The sequence below is a fragment of the Hyphomicrobiales bacterium genome (genome assembly GCA_017642935.1).
GTDB lineage: Bacteria > Pseudomonadota > Alphaproteobacteria > Rhizobiales > MH13 > MH13.
In genome coordinates this window covers 770,530-786,227 of sequence record JAEPOK010000002.1, presented here as the reverse complement: position 1 = coordinate 786,227, position 15,698 = coordinate 770,530, and the positions used below count along the sequence as shown (strand labels likewise).

Below are 15,698 nucleotides of genomic sequence, written 5' to 3'. Positions count from 1 at the left end.
AGAACAAGACCAACAAAGGCATCAAGACAGCATGAAAAAAGCCAGCGCCAGCGCCGTGATGGACCTCAATTTCGCGCTCTGGCGCATGGGCTTCGAGGCCCAATCGGTCATCGCCATGCGCACCATGGGCGCAGCCGGTTTCTGGAATCATTCGGACCTGGAAAACCAAATGATGGTGCGCGAAAAACAGGTGGCGCTGGCCAAAGGCACGGCTGGCGCGGCGCGCGCGTTGATGCGCGGCGAGAGCCCAGCGTCGATCATGCTCGAAGCGGTGAAGCCGATGCAGAAAAAGACCGGCGCCAACGCCCGCCGCCTCACCAAACGCGGCCCGCGCATTCCCGGCCTGGTGGGGTAATGATGCGCAAAATCGCCCGGCTCATAACACCGCTTTTGTTGGTTCCGCTTTTCCTGGGCGCACCGACGCGCCCGGCAAAAGCGCAGGCCGATTTTGACTGCAAGGCGCCACAGACCCAGATGGCGATGAATGTCTGCGCTGGTGAAGATTACCAGGCCGCAGACGAAGAGCTGAACGCCGTCTGGTCCGATCTGCGCGATGCGCGCCGCGACAGCAGTACGTGGCAGGCCATTCTGGACGCCCAGCGCCTTTGGATTCCGTTCCGCGATGCCCATTGCAACGCCGAAGCTGCCTTATACGAAGGCGGTTCAATCCAACCGCTGATCCGCTTTTCCTGCCTTGCCCACACGACCCGCCAACGCACCGCGCAGCTGCGCGACCTGTTGATGCAGCCGTAGAGTTTCGATTCCGTCCCAAGGAGCCCCCCATGCCCGCCACCCTTTCCCGCGCCGACTATGCCGGCATGTACGGCCCGACCACTGGCGACAAGGTGCGCCTGGCTGACACTGAGCTGTTCATCGAGGTGGAACGTGACCTCACCACCTATGGCGAGGAGGTGAAATTCGGCGGCGGCAAAGTCATCCGCGACGGTATGGGCCAGAGCCAGGTGACGCGCGCGGGCGGTGCGGTGGACACGGTGATCACCAACGCACTGATCGTCGATCACACCGGCATCTACAAAGCCGATGTTGGCCTGAAAGACGGGCGCATTCATTCCATCGGCAAGGCGGGCAACCCGGACACGCAGCCAAATGTGGACATCGTCATAGGCCCTGGCACCGAAGCGATCGCCGGTGAAGGCAAAATCCTGACCGCCGGCGGGTTCGACGCGCACATCCACTTCATCTGCCCGCAGCAGATCGACGAAGCCCTGATGTCGGGCCTCACCACGATGCTTGGCGGCGGCACGGGTCCGGCCCATGGCACGCTGGCCACCACCTGCACGCCGGGGCCATGGCACATCGGCCGCATGATCCAAAGCTTTGATGCGTTTCCGATGAACATCGGGCTTTCGGGCAAAGGCAACGCATCCCAGCCTGCCGCGCTGGAAGAGATGATTTTGGGCGGAGCCTGCGCGCTGAAACTGCACGAGGACTGGGGCACGACGCCTGCGGCTATCGATTGTTGCCTGTCGGTCGCCGATGAATATGACGTGCAGGTAATGATCCACACCGACACGCTGAACGAGTCAGGCTTTGTGGAATCGACCATCGACGCCATCGCAGGCCGAACCATCCACGCCTTCCACACCGAGGGGGCCGGCGGTGGCCACGCGCCGGACATCATCAAGGTCTGCGGGCTGGACAATATCTTGCCCTCCTCCACCAACCCGACGCGTCCCTACACCGTGAACACGGTGGCCGAGCACCTGGATATGCTGATGGTCTGCCATCACCTAGATTCGCGCATCCCCGAGGATATCGCCTTTGCCGAGTCGCGCATCCGCAAAGAGACGATTGCTGCCGAAGACATTCTGCACGATATGGGCGCGTTCTCGATCATTGCCTCGGATTCACAGGCGATGGGCCGTGTGGGCGAGGTGCTGATCCGCACCTGGCAGACCGCCGACAAGATGAAGCGCCAGCGCGGCGCGCTGCCCGATGAAACCGGCGACAACGATAATGTGCGTGTGCGCCGCTACATCGCCAAATACACGATCAACCCGGCCATCGCGCATGGTCTGTCGAAGGAAATCGGCTCCGTTGAAGTGGGCAAACGCGCCGATCTTGTGCTGTGGAACACGGCGTTCTTTGGCGTGAAGCCTGACATGGTGCTGGTCGGCGGATCGATTGCTGCCGCACCGATGGGCGACCCCAATGCGTCCATCCCGACACCCCAGCCGGTGCACATGCGCCCGATGTTCGGCGCGTTCGGCAAGGCGATCACCAATGCATCGGTGACCTTTGTCAGCCAGGCAGCGTTGGATGCGGGCCTGCAAGAGTCGCTCGGCGTCGAAAAAAGCATGGTCGCCTGCCAGAACACCCGCGGCGGCATCAGCAAAGCGAGTATGGTGCACAACAGCGCCACGCCGGATGTGGAGGTGGACCCGGAAACCTATGAGGTCCGCGCCGACGGCGAACTGCTCACCTGCGAGCCAGCAGATGTGCTACCCATGGCGCAAAGGTACTTTATGTTTTGAGGAAAGGCCGTGCTCTACCTAGGCAATCTTGACGATGTCGTGACGCGCTACCCATGGACGGGGCGCCGCGGTGCGCTGGATTTCAATCAGACCCTGCTTGACAATTTGCTCTTCGGCCAGCCGGCCTACATCAACGACGGCTACATTGTTCAGAGCCGCCAAGCACTTGAGGGAATTCGCCGCCCCGGCACAGACTCTCTTTTGGAAACACTGATCGAGTTTGAGCACGTCAAAGTGCTGTGCAGAACGCGTCCTTCAGAAATGCCGAAAGCAATGGCCAATGGCGGTGTCAAAAGTCACGCCAGTTTGGCAAACGATCCGAACACCATTCGCGATTTGGAAGCCCTGTCACAGCGTTTGGACCGCAACAACAACTTCCACAAATGGCCGCCTTACGACGTTAGCCAGGGCTTTTACCGGTTGGTCCTTTTGGTGAGAAAAGCCCCTGAACACCTGTATTGGTTCGATGCCTTACCACACGAACTGTTTAAGAGGATTTGCAACGGTTTCATTACACTTTTTGAGGCGAATCCGACTGCCGCAAGGACACAATGGGAAGACGTTAGCCAAGAAGTGTGTGGAGCAATCAATGATCCAGATGATCGCGAGATTGCTCACCTAGAATCGATGAACTTTGCCAACGAAGTTTATCACTTCAATTTTGCAGGCATTCTTTCGATGCATGAGCAAGCGTCCGTCCATGTCAACACGCGGCTCAACGCACTGTTCTTATGGGCGCTTAATCGCAACCTACCGACAAACACAGCATCCGAGAAATTTATTGCTGAACAAGGCCCCCTGGACATGCCAGCGATGCCTTGGAACACAATGAAAATCGATCTGTCAGACGGCAACGCCGTGGCCAGACCTTTCCTGACTCCCGGTCGCGAAGAGCATGATGCCCGGATCGAGTTTTTGAATGCGAGGGACGCCTATTTCAACGAAGCCAACCAGGCAACGCATGACGCTTTGCTGGACGCAAGCGCCCGCTACAATGCCGTATTGTCTTCCGTCTTTGGGCTGTCGCGTTCCACCGGCGAAATAGTGATAGGTACGCTGACGGACCCCGTGCTCAAAGTTCTGGAGGGCATGCAAGAGGATAACTATGTCGAGTGGTTGAGTGACATCCAGCAAGTTATTCCCGATGAAGGTGTTGCAACCCTTACAAGAACCGTTGTCGAGCTCGGACCCTACGTAAACGCAAGCCTTGGCTACTATGCGCCAAACTTCAAGCGAACCCTGCGTCGTGTTGGGAAGATGCACGGCGAAGCATTTGTTTACGAAGACCGGCGTGAGTTCATGAACCAGATGCGCACGGAGGCAAAAAAGTCGCGAGACACGATGATTGATATGCCAATGAGCAATGAACGCAGCAAAATCGTCTTCGGAACCATCGACAAATTCGAGACATGATTTTCAAACCGACACTTGCTGGCCGCCGTTTCTACCATTCTCGATCGTACGACCCATCACCCCGCTGACACGATCAGGCTGGATGAAGAGGGTCGATACCGCCGACAGAAGAAGATGACGTTCAACAGCGGTATCGGCTTCCTAGCTAACCCAGATTCCTAACACGCCTTGACTTTCCGTAAGCATACGCTTACCGTAAGTTATGACTTACGAAACAAATCTCGCAACTGATCAATCTGCCCTGCCTCCGTCCCAGGTCTTTGCCGCGCTGGCGGATGACACCCGCCGCGACATCTTTGAAGCGCTGCGCACCGGACCGAAAACCGTCACCACCATTGCCAGCGGTCGCCCGATTTCGCGGCCCGCGGTTTCCCAACACCTCAAAGTGCTCGCCGATGCGGGCCTTGTGACGGCCACGCCGAAGGGCACAAGCCGCCTCTACGCCGTCGATCCGCAAGGGCTCGCGCCGCTGCGCGCCTATCTCGACAGCGTCTGGGGCGATGTCCTGGCTGCCTTTGCAGCCGAAGTCGAGAAGCAAACCGACCCATCCAACCAGGACGAACCATCATGAGCGAACCTCAGATCGCCCCCATCGAAAAAACCATCAGCGTGCCCTGCTCGCCGGATACCGCCTTTGCCATCTTCACCCGCGACATCACCAAATGGTGGCCGCTTGGCGTCAACTCCGTCTCCGCCATGGATGGCAAGCCCGCCCAGGCCATCAGACTGGAACTGAAAGAAGGCGGTAGCCTCACCGAAATCGGGCACGACGGCACCGTGCACAATTGGGGCTCAGTGAAAGTGTTCCAGCCCGGCGAACATCTGCAACTGGCATGGCACATCGGCACACCGGAAGAGAATTCCACCCTGGTTGATGTCCATTTCACACCCGCCGGTTCCGGGACAGAGGTGAAACTCACCCACACCCATTGGGAACGCATGGGTGACGGCGCTGCGGATGCGCGCGAAAGCTACAACAATGGCTGGGTTGGTGTGTTTGAAGAGGCGTACAAATCCGCCGCCCAGGCGGAGGCAGCCTAGAAACCCAATTGCCTAAAACTCAGGCGACCAACGGATAGACACGGGATCATGATTGGGTGACGGTGCATCAAACACGCATCGCTGGTCCTCTCCCCATGTCTGTCCCAACCTGTTCCACCATACTCAATCACACCCATCACCCAGCTGACACGATCACGCTGGATGAGACTGACCGCCATCGCAGGCGCATGAAGATGGTGTCGGATGGCGGCGTCGAATTTCTACTCGACCTGCCCGAAGCGCGGCTTCTGAAACATGGCGAGGGGCTGAGACTCTCCGACGGACGCGTAATCGAAGTGCGCGCCGTCCCCGAAGCGCTTTACGAGGTCACCGGCCGCAACACGCGCCACCTGCTGACGCTGGCTTGGCAGATCGGCAACCGCCATCTGGCCGCCGATGTAACGGACAGCCGCATCCGCATCCGCGCCGACCACGTCATCAAAGAAATGTTGGAAGGCTTGGGAGCGACCGTCACCGAAATCGAAGCCCCCTTCGATCCGGAGGGCGGGGCCTATGGCGGCGCGCATCAAGGCCATCACCACCATCACGAGGACGCCCATGATTAGAACCACGCTTCTTGCGCTATCGGCGCTTGCGTGTCTCGCCTCGCCGGCGTCGGCCCAAACGGTGGAAGAATGCGACTGGCGCGCCTCGGCCCAAGCCCTGGTCGAGCCATGGGATGCGCCGCAGAACACGCGCACCTTCGCCAATGGCGATGTGCGCCTTGCCGTGACCGATGTCATCGAGCCCGCCGCTGGCGCCTATCATCTCATCATCTTTTCCCCACCCTTCGATGAGCTGGGCGGGCGCCAGTGCCGCGTCATCTCGGCGGACGGCAACCTTGGTTTCACCGGTCTCACTTTGGAGGCGATGATCTCTGATTATGATCCGGCCATCGGCCTAAGCTTCGCCATTCAATCGGGTGCCTATGACCCCAAGACCGGCGGCACCTTGCCTATGGTCTTGCTCGTGACGCTCAATCAGGCGACCGGTGCCATAACAGCCGAGCTTGAAGAGCTCCCATGAGCGTCAGCACTCATCTTGTCCGCCTGATGGCGTGGCTCTCGCCGGTTTTCCCCACCGGCGGCTTTGCCTATTCCGCAGGGTTGGAGCAGGCGGTCGCCGACGACCTGGTGCGCGATGAGACAGGCTTGCAAAGCTGGTTGGAGACTCTGCTCGCTCGCGGCAGCTTCTGGAACGAGGCCGTGCTGATTGCTGTAGCCCATCGGCAGCACGAAGGCATCGAGGCGCTCAGCGCGTTGGCAGCGTCGCTCGCGCCATCCGCCGAGCGCCATCGCGAGACCCTCGATCAAGGCGCGGCTTTTCTAGACGCCGCCAGCGCCTGGGCACCCCACCAGATGGATCGTGAGACACCCCTGCCCGTCGCGCTTGGAACCGTCTGCGCCCAGGCGAGCATCCCCTTGAGCGAGACGCTCACCGCCACGTTGCAGACGCTTGTCTCCAATCAGCTGCAAGCGGCCATCCGGCTTTCCCTGATTGGGCAAACGAGCGCCGCGCGTCTACTGGCCAGCTTGGAACCGGTGGTGCTCAATGTGGCGGCCGAGGCTGAAAGGGCATCGCTGGATGATTTGGGCGGGTCGGCGTTCCTCGCCGACATTGTCAGTGCCCGCCACGAAACCCTAGAACCAAGGCTGTTCCTTTCATGACCCTTTCCAACGGACCCTTGCGCATCGGCATCGGTGGTCCCGTCGGCTCCGGCAAGACCACGCTCACAGCAGCGCTTTGTTTGGCGCTGCGCGATACCCATTCGGTCGGCGTCGTGACCAACGACATCTACACTAAGGAGGACGCCGATGCGCTTGTGCGTATGCAGGCGCTGACGTCCGACCGGATCATGGGGGTGGAAACCGGCGGTTGCCCGCATACAGCCATCCGCGAGGACGCGTCCATCAATCTGCGCGCCATCGAGCGGCTCACAGACCGTCACCCGGATCTGGACGTGGTGCTGATCGAGTCCGGCGGCGACAATCTCGCCGCCACCTTCTCGCCGGACCTTGCCGATCTGTCGCTCTATGTCATCTCGGTCTGCCAAGGAGAGGACATTCCGCGCAAAGGCGGGCCTGCGATCACGCGCTCCGATATGCTGATCATCAACAAGGCCGACCTTGCGCCCTATGTCGGCGCCAATCTCGACACCATGCAATCCGACGCGGAAAAGGCTCGCGCTGGACGTCCTTTCGTGTTCACCGACTTGAAATCAGGACAGGGCGTCACGGAGATCGTCGATTTTCTGACCGAGACTGGCGGCCTTCAGGCAGCCTAAGAACGATCGATTCCCGTAGAAAGCGCACCCAGTGCGTCAAACCGTTCACGGGCGCGCGACCTCGGCGGCCCGGAGCATGGCTCGGGTGCCGGTCTAACCAAGAAAACATCCGTCTTTTGCAGAAAAATGCATCGGCAAGAAGCTGCCTCACACGCAGCTGATCACGCACGTCGTGTGAACCTGCCAGTGACTGGAAGCCTGAAAACGCTGGCTTTCAATCCGGCAGGCGACGGCGTAATAACGCGCCCTTCACCAGCCGGTCGCAGTCACCTCACGCCCGCGTGACGCCATGTGACAGCCACCCCTGTTGTGAATTTTCCAACTCTGAATAACTTCAACTCATCGAACGAGACACAGCGTCTCTTCATCAAAACCAAGAAAAGACGTAGGTCTCTTCACTAAAACTAAGGAATAAAACATGAAAAAGTTTGCTCTTACCACTGCCGCTCTCGCCGTTGCTTTTGGCGTTGCTTCTCCGGCCTTTGCTGGAAGCAATGAGAACGATGGCCTGTACGACTTCGACGCCAACATCGTTTCGCTCGACCGCAACGCTGGCACGATCAACCTCTCCACCGGTCAGACGCTTGACCAGTCGGTTGAGTACTTCGCCTTCCCAGCACGCGCATCGGTTGGCGACAAAGTTCGCATCGACATCGGCCAGGACAACACGTTGAAAGCCGTTCGCGTCCTCAACTAACGCGACAAACGACTGCGCCTGGCGGGGCCTCCTCCCTCCCCGCCAGGCGTGTGTCCGACCGATGATAGCGGAAGGACGAAACCCATGATTTCCAAACCACTCTTGGCCGCAAGCGCGGCTCTTGCCGGCTTGCTATCCTTTTCGACAATGTCTCTGGCTACTGAGCAAGGCACCGCGTCCAAGCCTGGAACCCGTCATGCACAAGCCGGCCCTGCCGATCTTGCCTTTGACCTGGATACCCATCGGCCGAACCCGCGATTGGCCGACAAGCTGATCGATGTTTCCGATCGGGCCAAGCAAGAGGATGCACGCTATCGCGCGTCTGGCACCTGAAATCTCTTTCTGCCGATCCGCCCTCACCAGCCCCACGCACCTTGGATCGGCACTCGATGGCAGAAACCTGTTCCCTGGCAGGCTTCTGCCAATTCTCGTTGTCACGACGCCTGGCCGAGCCAAGCCCAGGCTGCCGATGCGATCAACTGGATTGCAAGCAGCGTCAGCACCCATTTGAAGGCGGTGCGGAACACTGCTTCCGGCAGCGCGTGCAGCAGCCTGGTCCCAAGCAAGGTGCCCAAGAAGCCGGCCGCGACCATGGCGACCATCACCGGCACCCAGGCGCCGAAGGCAAATCCCAAAAAGCCGAACACCACGACTTTCAGTCCGTGCTGCATGACCATGGCAGCCGCGTGGGTTCCAGCGTAATGTTTGCGATCATCGAGCCGCGGCGCGAGCAGCGCGGCAACGAATGGTCCGGTCGCGCCGACGAACATGGTGAGGATCGTGGCGAAAACGCCGCCAATCGCCAGTCCCAACGGCCCACCCTTGGAGCCTTTCACCTTCGGTGCCCAAAGCGTGAAGAGCACGAACAGGCCGACAAAGGTTTTGAGCAACGTTTCGGGCAGCGTGACCACGAGCTGCCCGCCGATCAAAGCACCGATCAGCGCGCCAACGGTGAAAATGCCGAGCATCGGCCAGACGACCTGGCGCAGCTGAACCAGCGCCCGCCCTGTGTTGGCGCCAAGCTGAACCACCCCATGGACGGGGATCAGCACGGTCACCGGAACGATTGACGCCATCACCGCAAGCAGCGCCACACCGCCGCCTATGCCAAAGGCCGCCGTCAGCGTAGCGGTAAAAAACGCCGTCACGATAAGGAGCGCCGCAAAGCCAAGCGACAAGCCGTCGGGCAGCAGACTTTCAAGACCGGCGAGGGCTTCCATCGTTAACCTGGCGTTGACCATTCTGAACGGAATGCGCTCTGACAGGATGGTGCAGCAAGCGCAAGCCCGCCCTTCGGCGTTTCTTGAAAAGCGCAATTATTTCAGAATGTTGGTCATGCATTCGCGCAGACGCGCAGCGATGTGGTCCGGCCAATCGTTGGCCTTTGACAGGAAAAGATGACCAAACATTAACGCTGAACTAAGCGCCACACGACTACGTATTAAACGACGAAATCAGTTTCAGTTGACCGGCCAGATTCGGGCCCTCGCAACTCGGATGTGGCCGGCCATCTGTCATCGCCTTAACCCCTTGGAGTTCCCCCCAATGACCAAGACTTTGAGCCCCGCCTTGATTGCCAGCGTTGCACTGGCAAGCCTCGCGGGCACGCCCGCCCTCGCGCAATCGCCCTTTGACCGCGTCGAGCAGGGTTGGCACTTTTTCGGCCAAGGTGGCCAGCCCGCCGAAGTGCGGCTGGGACTTGGTGCGGGCTTCACGCCTGACTATCAGGGTTCGGACGAGTATCGCGTGATGGCACTGCCAGTGATCACCGCGCGCAACGTGTTTGGCTTCAATTTCACGCCCTTTGCGCTCAGCTACAATCTTGCGCAATACAACAGCGCCGGCGGCGCTTGGAGCGTTGGCTTCGGTCCACGCGTCGCTTTCGATTTCGGTCGCGATCAGGACGACAATGTCGCGCTCGCCGGCCTCGGCGATGTGGATTCCAGCATTCTGCCAGGCGGTTTTGTCAATCTGCGCTTGGGCCCGGCGCTTGCCACCGCGTCCTTTGGCCAGGATGTCGCTGATGGTCATGACGGCGCGGTCGTCGATCTTGGCCTCAGCACATTCGTGCCCGTAACGCAGCAGATCACGCTGATGCCGGGCATCACCGCCAGCTGGGCGGATGACGACTATATGCAGTCCTATTTTGGCATCACCGCCGCGCAAGCCGCGACCAGCGCCTATGGCGCCTACAACGCGGAGGCTGGCCTCAAGAGCGTCGGCGCGAACGTCAATGCGATCTACGCGATCAACGAAAACTGGGCCGCCAACACGCGCTTGAGCTATGAGCGGTTGCTTGGCGATGCTGCCGACAGCCCCATTGTCGATGGGCCAGGTAGCGCCAATCAGTTCTCGGTGATGTTCGGGGTCACGCGCGGTTTCAGCTTTTAGACATACCTCTGTCATCCCGGAAGCCCGTCAGGGCTGTTCGGGACCGTCAATTCTCCGTCGCAAAACGATCCCGGGTCTCGTTCCTCGCCCGGGATGACATCTCGGGCGGCTCTTTATCCGGCGAGCCGCGTCTCGACCAGTTCCACCCAATAGCTGGTGCCGAGCGGGATGATGTCGTCGTTGAAATCATAGTGCGGGGAATGCAGATTGGCCGAGTCCTCGCCATTGCCGGTGAAGATAAAGGCACCGGGTCGCCCTTCCAGCATAAACGCGAAATCTTCCCCGCCCATCACCGGTGCCATGGCGGTATCAACCTTATCAGCGCCAACGACTTTCGAAGCGATGGTCGCCGCGAACTGGGTCTCGCGCTCATGGTTCACGACCACCGGATAATTGCGCTCATAATCAAGCACGGCCGTGCAACCCATCGCGGCTGAGACGCTTTCTACGATCTCGCCGATGCGCTTTTCCGCCAGGTCGCGCATCTCCGGAATCAGCGTACGCACCGTACCGGTCATCTTCACGCGCTCAGGGATCACATTGTCTGCATCACCAGCGTGAATGGTGGTGACCGACACGACGATGCTTTCCAGCGGGTCGGCATTCCGCGACGCGATGGTCTGCAGCATGGTGATGATCTGGGCCGACGTCACCACCGGATCAATGCCAGTGTGCGGGCGGGCGGCATGGCCACCAACGCCGGTGACCACAATCTGAAAAATGTCCGTGGCCGCCATGGTGGGGCCAACGCGCATGGCAAACTGCCCCACCGGGATGCCCGGATAATTGTGCATGCCATAGACTTCTTCGATGCCGAAACGCTCAAAGAGCCCGTCATCCATCATGGCCTTGGCACCGGCGCCACCCTCTTCGGCAGGCTGGAAAATCACCGCCACCGATCCGGCAAAGCCACGCGTTTCGCAGAGATGCTCAGCAGCACCAAGCAGCATCGCCGTGTGTCCATCATGGCCGCAGGCATGCATCATGCCAGGCTTGGTGGAAGCGTGCGGCACGCCGGTTTCTTCTTCAATAGGAAGCGCGTCCATGTCGGAGCGAAGACCCACGGTCGGCCCATCGCCTTTATTCCCTTTGATGATGCCGACAACGCCGGTTTGCCCCAGGCCTTCCACGACGTCATCGCAACCAAAAGCCCGCAGTTTTTCCGCAACAAAGGCTGCCGTCTCCTGAACTTCGTACATGATCTCAGGGTTCTGATGCAGATGGCGCCGCCACTCTTTGATGGCGTCAGCGCGAGCAGCAAGGCGGTTGTTCACGGGCATGGGGGTCTCAGCGATTCTTGAAAAGGAGTAGTCGCAGCCATTGCGATGCGGTTAGCATCCACAGCCACAAGGCTAAAAGAGTGTATTGATGGATGAATTCTGGTGCAACGTTGATTGGTTCGTTCATCGCTACCAAACCCTCATTGGCGCATTGATCGCCCTGGGTGCTGCGATTTTGACCATTCGAGTGATGCGTGACCAAGCGCGACAAGACCAAAGACGCCACATGGCTGAGGTGGCTCGCAAACGTAAAGCCGCACGCGCGAGAATGCCGGATGCGCTGAGCGAGCTGACGAGTTACCAGCACGAAGTGGCTGAATTTTTGGTTGGCAGCAAAGAAACCGTGACTTCACCAGACATCGCGATTCAAACGCTGAAAGGTGTCATCGAGTTCATAGACGATGAGGCATCAGCGAGAGTGTTCGAGCTAGTTAGTTTTTATCAGGTCCATCAGGCACGTCTTTCAAGCGGACAACCTGAGTACCAGCATGAAAGAACGCAAAGAATGTTAGATCTTGCTCGGCTTCGAGCACTGACAGACAGCTTGTACGACTACGCGCGAGAACGTTCAGATACGATCATACCGAAGAAGATATCGACCGAAGCCGTTCGATCGGCAAGCCTGTTCATTGACCTGATTAAGCACAATGAGGACAAGCCATACGACAGAGAGTTATGGGCGTCGCTACTTAGTCCGGATGAACCACCGGACGGACTAGTCCAAAAACCGAAAAACTGATCGGCTAAACCTGCGTCAGGTTTTGCCGTTCTCTGTCCTTCTTGATCGTCCACGCCAGTATCCCGAGCACGACAAGCGCGCCTGCGGTTTCGAGCAGCGGCGTGTTGGGCCACATCAGCGCGACGCCGGAAACCGCCGTCAGGATGCGCAGCGGCCAGTTGAGCGGATATTCCATATGGCCTTCAATGGCGGCGCCGAGCGCGTAGACGCCGAGCGTTGCCGCCATGAAGATGAAGACCGACTCCAGAAAGTCGCCACCCAAGAAGTTGGTGTAAGCAAAGAGCACCGGCATCAAATAGATGCCTTTAGCAAGCTTCCAGCTCATAACGCCGGTAGCCATGGGCCGCGTCTTGGCGATGGCCGCCGCCGCAAAGGCGGTCAGGCAAACGGGCGGCGTGACGTTGGAATCCTGAGAGAGCCAGAAGATGATCATGTGGGCGGAAAGCAGCGCCGTAGTGATCAACACCGGATCGAGCACCTGCGGATAAACCACCGATAGCAGTTCCTGCGGCATGGACGCCACCAGCGCGCGTGCGGCGTCCGGCGCCATGGGCTCAGCCAGCAGCGGCATCACCGATGGATCGGCGAGCATAAACGACATGCGCGCCACCTCGGGGATCGTGCCGTCCACCAAAGCCGAAACCAGATGGGCATTCTGGATGAGCGCGTGCAAGGCGGGCGCAGACAGCGTGGCAAGCACGATGTAGGCCGCCGTCACCGGCAAACCCATGCCGAGAACCAGAGAGGCGAGCGCGATGAGTGCGATGGCGATCATCAGGTTCCCGCCCGCCCAATCGGCGATCATCAAGCTGAACGTGTTGCCGATGCCCGTCATGGCGATGACGTTGACCATCGCACCGACGGCGACCAGCAGCACGCCTGTCATGATCATGTTCTTCGCGCCCAAAATGAGCGCTTCGATGATAGCCTTCGGACCCATCTTGTTAGGGGTGAGCCAGCTCGCAACGATCACCGAAAGGATCGCCCAAATGGCCGCGAACACCGGCGTAAAACCATAAATCAACAGGCTGATCAGCGTGACGACCGGGATCAGGAACGACGGGCCACCCCGTTTCAATACGTCCATGGCAGAGGGCGCATCGTCAGCGGCCACCTGCATGTTGAGCTTCTTGGCCTCAATGCGCACGAAGAAGCCGACGGAGAGGAAATAGACCATCGCTGGCAGGAAGCTCACCGCGACGATATCCAAATAGGGAATCTGGGTGTAGCTCGCCATCACGAACGCACCGGCGCCCATGATCGGCGGCATCAATTGCCCGCCGGTCGACGACGCTGCCTCGACACCCGCTGCAAACCTTGGCGGGAAGCCTGAGCGCTTCATCAATGGGATTGTGATGACGCCGGTGGAGACGGTGTTGGCCACCGCCGAGCCGGAGATCGTGCCCGTGAGGCCGGAGGAGAAGACGGCCACATAGCCCGGCCCGCCAATGAATTTGCCGGCAACCGCACGCGCCAGATCGATGATGAACTCTCCAGCGCCAGAGCGGACAAGAAACGCGCCGAACAGAATAAACAGGAACACGAAAGTCGCCGAGATGTTGGCAATCGTGCCGAACATGCCCTCGTCGGTGAAGATGGTGCGGAAGACGATGGTCTCAACCGAAAGTCCTGCAAACCGGAACACACCATCCAGATGCTGGCCCCAAAAGGCCGGATAGGTCAGCGCAAGAATGATCAAAATCGGGATGATGACACCGGTTGCCCGGCGGGTCAGCTCAATCGCGCCGATGATAACAACAATCGCATAGACCCATTCCTGCGGTGCCAGCGACACGCCACGCGCATAGATCGCGTTTTCCGAGGCGATCAGCAAAAGCGTCGCCACCGACACGATGACGCCAAACGCCAAATCGAAGGCGAGCACCGCCTTGCGCGCGCCTTCCGATCGGGTGCGGATCATCGGGTAGCGCATGGACGCCAGCATGGCGAACCCGGCAAAATGGATGCCGGTTAGCCAGAAGGTCGACATGGTGCCAATGAAGTTGGCGTAGAGGTGGAAGATTGAAACGGCGAGCGCCAGGCCGGAAAACACCAGGCCGATGAACCCGGCATCAAGCGGGCGGGTTTCATCTTCGACGTGGTCTTCGTCGATGTTTACGTCCGGATTGGCCATATGGTCCTCGCACCTTTGCAAAGCAAAAGCCCCGCGCCATGGGTGTGGCGCGGGGCAGACATGTTCAGCAGGTCAAATGCTCTGCCAACCCCTTACATATCCGGGCGAAGGCGATCGGGGATCTCGACCCCGGCTTCTTCATAGTAGCGGATCGCGCCAGGGTGCAGCGGCAGCGGCAGACCGGCAATCGCCGCGTCAAGGCTCATTGCCTGCGTTGCCGGGTGGATACCGCCGAGAAACGCCAAATTCTCATAGATCGTCTTGGTGATCTGGTAGATCGTTTCCTCGTCGATATCGTCACGCACCATCAGGAAGTTCGGCTGCGCGATCGTCTGCACGTCCTCATCGACACCTGGATAGGTGCCCGCTTCGATGGTGTAGCGCGTCCAAAGCGCGTCGAAATCGCCATTGGCTGCGGCCATCTGCTCATCGGTGAACTCAAGCAGCGTGATGTCGTCGCCCATTGAGGCGAAAGCTCGAGAGACCGCGCCAACTGGCGCACCGGCAGGCGTTGACATGCCGGCGATCTGACCGTTTTGCAGGGCATCCGCCGACGGGCCATAACCGGCAAAGACCAGTTCATAGGTCTCTTCCATGTCGATGCCGAGACCGGCCAAGATCGTGCGGTTGGAGCCGATGGTGCCGGAGTTCTGGCGACCCATGGACATGGATTCACCAGCAAGCGCTTCGATGTCGGACACAGTGCCGGTGTCGACATGTTCAGAGCGAATAATGAAATGCTCCACATTCGGCCACAGCATCGTGATCGAGCGCAGGCTTTCCTGCGGACCCGCATCGGCCAGCGGACCTGTGCCGGTGGCGGCATAAGCGCCGAACAGGCCTTGAACGATGGCGAACTGGGCTTCGTTGTCACGCAGAAGCGCGACGTTTTCGCCCGAACCTGCTGAGTTGATCGCCGAGACATTGATGCCCATGGAGGGCTGCAAACGCACCTTGATCAGCGTGGAAAGCGCAACGCCAACTGGATAATAGGTGCCGCCGGTGGACGCGGTCGCAAGCAGATAATCCTGCGCGTCCTGCGCCTGTGCACCGGCTGGAGCACCCACCACGCCGAGCGTCAGAGCGGCGGCAAGCGCGCCAGCACCGAGCACCGAACGGCGGGTCGGTTTGGTTGCGGATTGTGTGGAATTGGTCATTCAAGTCTCCCTCGCATGGGCGCTGATTGTTTAGCCTCATCTCGGTGTCCGGAGGGCGCCAGCGCTT

General features: G+C 59.6%; 18 protein-coding genes. 14 read left to right on the top strand and 4 right to left on the bottom strand.

Going from position 1 to position 15,698, the window contains the following annotated elements:
• Positions 1 to 31 precede the first annotated feature (31 nt).
• The 12 genes from JJ917_13200 to JJ917_13145 all read left to right on the top strand — a co-directional run bounded on the left by JJ917_13200 (position 32) and on the right by JJ917_13145 (position 8,263).
• The gene (locus JJ917_13200) at positions 32 to 355 is read left to right on the top strand and encodes a hypothetical protein (protein MBO6699781.1); all 324 of its coding nucleotides are present in this window, start codon (positions 32 to 34) and stop codon (positions 353 to 355) included.
• A gap of 2 nt (positions 356 to 357) precedes the next feature.
• A complete protein-coding gene (locus JJ917_13195; protein MBO6699780.1) occupies positions 358 to 753 on the top strand; it encodes a DUF1311 domain-containing protein in 396 nt (131 codons plus the stop codon).
• 29 nt (positions 754 to 782) lie between these two features.
• Positions 783 to 2,495: an urease subunit alpha gene (gene ureC / locus JJ917_13190; protein ID MBO6699779.1), complete on the top strand. Its 1,713-nt coding sequence runs from the start codon at positions 783 to 785 to the stop codon at positions 2,493 to 2,495.
• 9 nt (positions 2,496 to 2,504) lie between these two features.
• Positions 2,505 to 3,908 (top strand): hypothetical protein, encoded by a 1,404-nt coding sequence (locus JJ917_13185; GenBank protein ID MBO6699778.1) that lies wholly within the window; start codon positions 2,505 to 2,507, stop codon positions 3,906 to 3,908.
• Positions 3,909 to 4,110: 202 nt separating this feature from the next.
• Complete coding sequence (locus JJ917_13180; protein ID MBO6699777.1) at positions 4,111 to 4,479, top strand: winged helix-turn-helix transcriptional regulator; 369 nt, start codon at positions 4,111 to 4,113, stop codon at positions 4,477 to 4,479.
• Complete coding sequence (locus tag JJ917_13175; protein ID MBO6699776.1) at positions 4,476 to 4,949, top strand: SRPBCC domain-containing protein; 474 nt, start codon at positions 4,476 to 4,478, stop codon at positions 4,947 to 4,949. Before JJ917_13180 ends, JJ917_13175 begins: the two co-directional genes overlap by 4 nt.
• Positions 4,950 to 5,044: 95 nt before the next feature.
• Positions 5,045 to 5,515, top strand: coding sequence for an urease accessory protein UreE (locus JJ917_13170; protein ID MBO6699775.1), 471 nt, complete (start codon positions 5,045 to 5,047; stop codon positions 5,513 to 5,515).
• Positions 5,508 to 5,975, top strand: coding sequence for a hypothetical protein (locus tag JJ917_13165; GenBank protein ID MBO6699774.1), 468 nt, complete (start codon positions 5,508 to 5,510; stop codon positions 5,973 to 5,975). Before JJ917_13170 ends, JJ917_13165 begins: the two co-directional genes overlap by 8 nt.
• Positions 5,972 to 6,616: an urease accessory protein UreF gene (locus JJ917_13160; protein MBO6699773.1), complete on the top strand. Its 645-nt coding sequence runs from the start codon at positions 5,972 to 5,974 to the stop codon at positions 6,614 to 6,616. Before JJ917_13165 ends, JJ917_13160 begins: the two co-directional genes overlap by 4 nt.
• Complete coding sequence (gene ureG / locus JJ917_13155) at positions 6,613 to 7,233, top strand: urease accessory protein UreG (GenBank protein MBO6699772.1); 621 nt, start codon at positions 6,613 to 6,615, stop codon at positions 7,231 to 7,233. The genes JJ917_13160 and ureG overlap by 4 nt, the downstream gene beginning before the upstream one ends.
• Before the next feature lie 418 nt (positions 7,234 to 7,651).
• Entirely contained in the window at positions 7,652 to 7,930 is a 279-nt protein-coding gene (locus tag JJ917_13150; GenBank protein ID MBO6699771.1) for a hypothetical protein, read from the top strand.
• Between the two features lie 84 nt (positions 7,931 to 8,014).
• Positions 8,015 to 8,263 (top strand): hypothetical protein, encoded by a 249-nt coding sequence (locus tag JJ917_13145; GenBank protein MBO6699770.1) that lies wholly within the window; start codon positions 8,015 to 8,017, stop codon positions 8,261 to 8,263.
• A 101-nt stretch (positions 8,264 to 8,364) separates the two neighbouring features.
• On the opposite strand, the gene JJ917_13140 is transcribed toward JJ917_13145, so the two are convergent.
• Positions 8,365 to 9,150 carry a sulfite exporter TauE/SafE family protein gene (locus JJ917_13140; protein ID MBO6699769.1) on the bottom strand — a complete coding sequence of 262 codons (786 nt, stop codon included), beginning with the start codon at positions 9,148 to 9,150 and terminating at the stop codon, positions 8,365 to 8,367.
• Positions 9,151 to 9,475: 325 nt separating this feature from the next.
• On the opposite strand from JJ917_13140, the gene JJ917_13135 reads away from it, so the two are divergent.
• Positions 9,476 to 10,321, top strand: coding sequence for a MipA/OmpV family protein (locus JJ917_13135; protein MBO6699768.1), 846 nt, complete (start codon positions 9,476 to 9,478; stop codon positions 10,319 to 10,321).
• Between the two features lie 113 nt (positions 10,322 to 10,434).
• On the opposite strand, the gene JJ917_13130 is transcribed toward JJ917_13135, so the two are convergent.
• Positions 10,435 to 11,601, bottom strand: coding sequence for an amidohydrolase (locus JJ917_13130; protein ID MBO6699767.1), 1,167 nt, complete (start codon positions 11,599 to 11,601; stop codon positions 10,435 to 10,437).
• Between the two features lie 88 nt (positions 11,602 to 11,689).
• On the opposite strand from JJ917_13130, the gene JJ917_13125 reads away from it, so the two are divergent.
• The gene (locus JJ917_13125; protein MBO6699766.1) at positions 11,690 to 12,340 is read left to right on the top strand and encodes a hypothetical protein; all 651 of its coding nucleotides are present in this window, start codon (positions 11,690 to 11,692) and stop codon (positions 12,338 to 12,340) included.
• 4 nt (positions 12,341 to 12,344) lie between these two features.
• Here the strand turns inward: JJ917_13125 and JJ917_13120 are convergent, their stop codons facing one another.
• Both JJ917_13120 and JJ917_13115 read right to left on the bottom strand, forming a co-directional pair.
• The gene (locus JJ917_13120; protein MBO6699765.1) at positions 12,345 to 14,474 is read right to left on the bottom strand and encodes a TRAP transporter fused permease subunit; all 2,130 of its coding nucleotides are present in this window, start codon (positions 14,472 to 14,474) and stop codon (positions 12,345 to 12,347) included.
• A 92-nt stretch (positions 14,475 to 14,566) separates the two neighbouring features.
• A complete protein-coding gene (locus tag JJ917_13115; protein ID MBO6699764.1) occupies positions 14,567 to 15,631 on the bottom strand; it encodes a TAXI family TRAP transporter solute-binding subunit in 1,065 nt (354 codons plus the stop codon).
• Positions 15,632 to 15,698 lie beyond the last annotated feature (67 nt).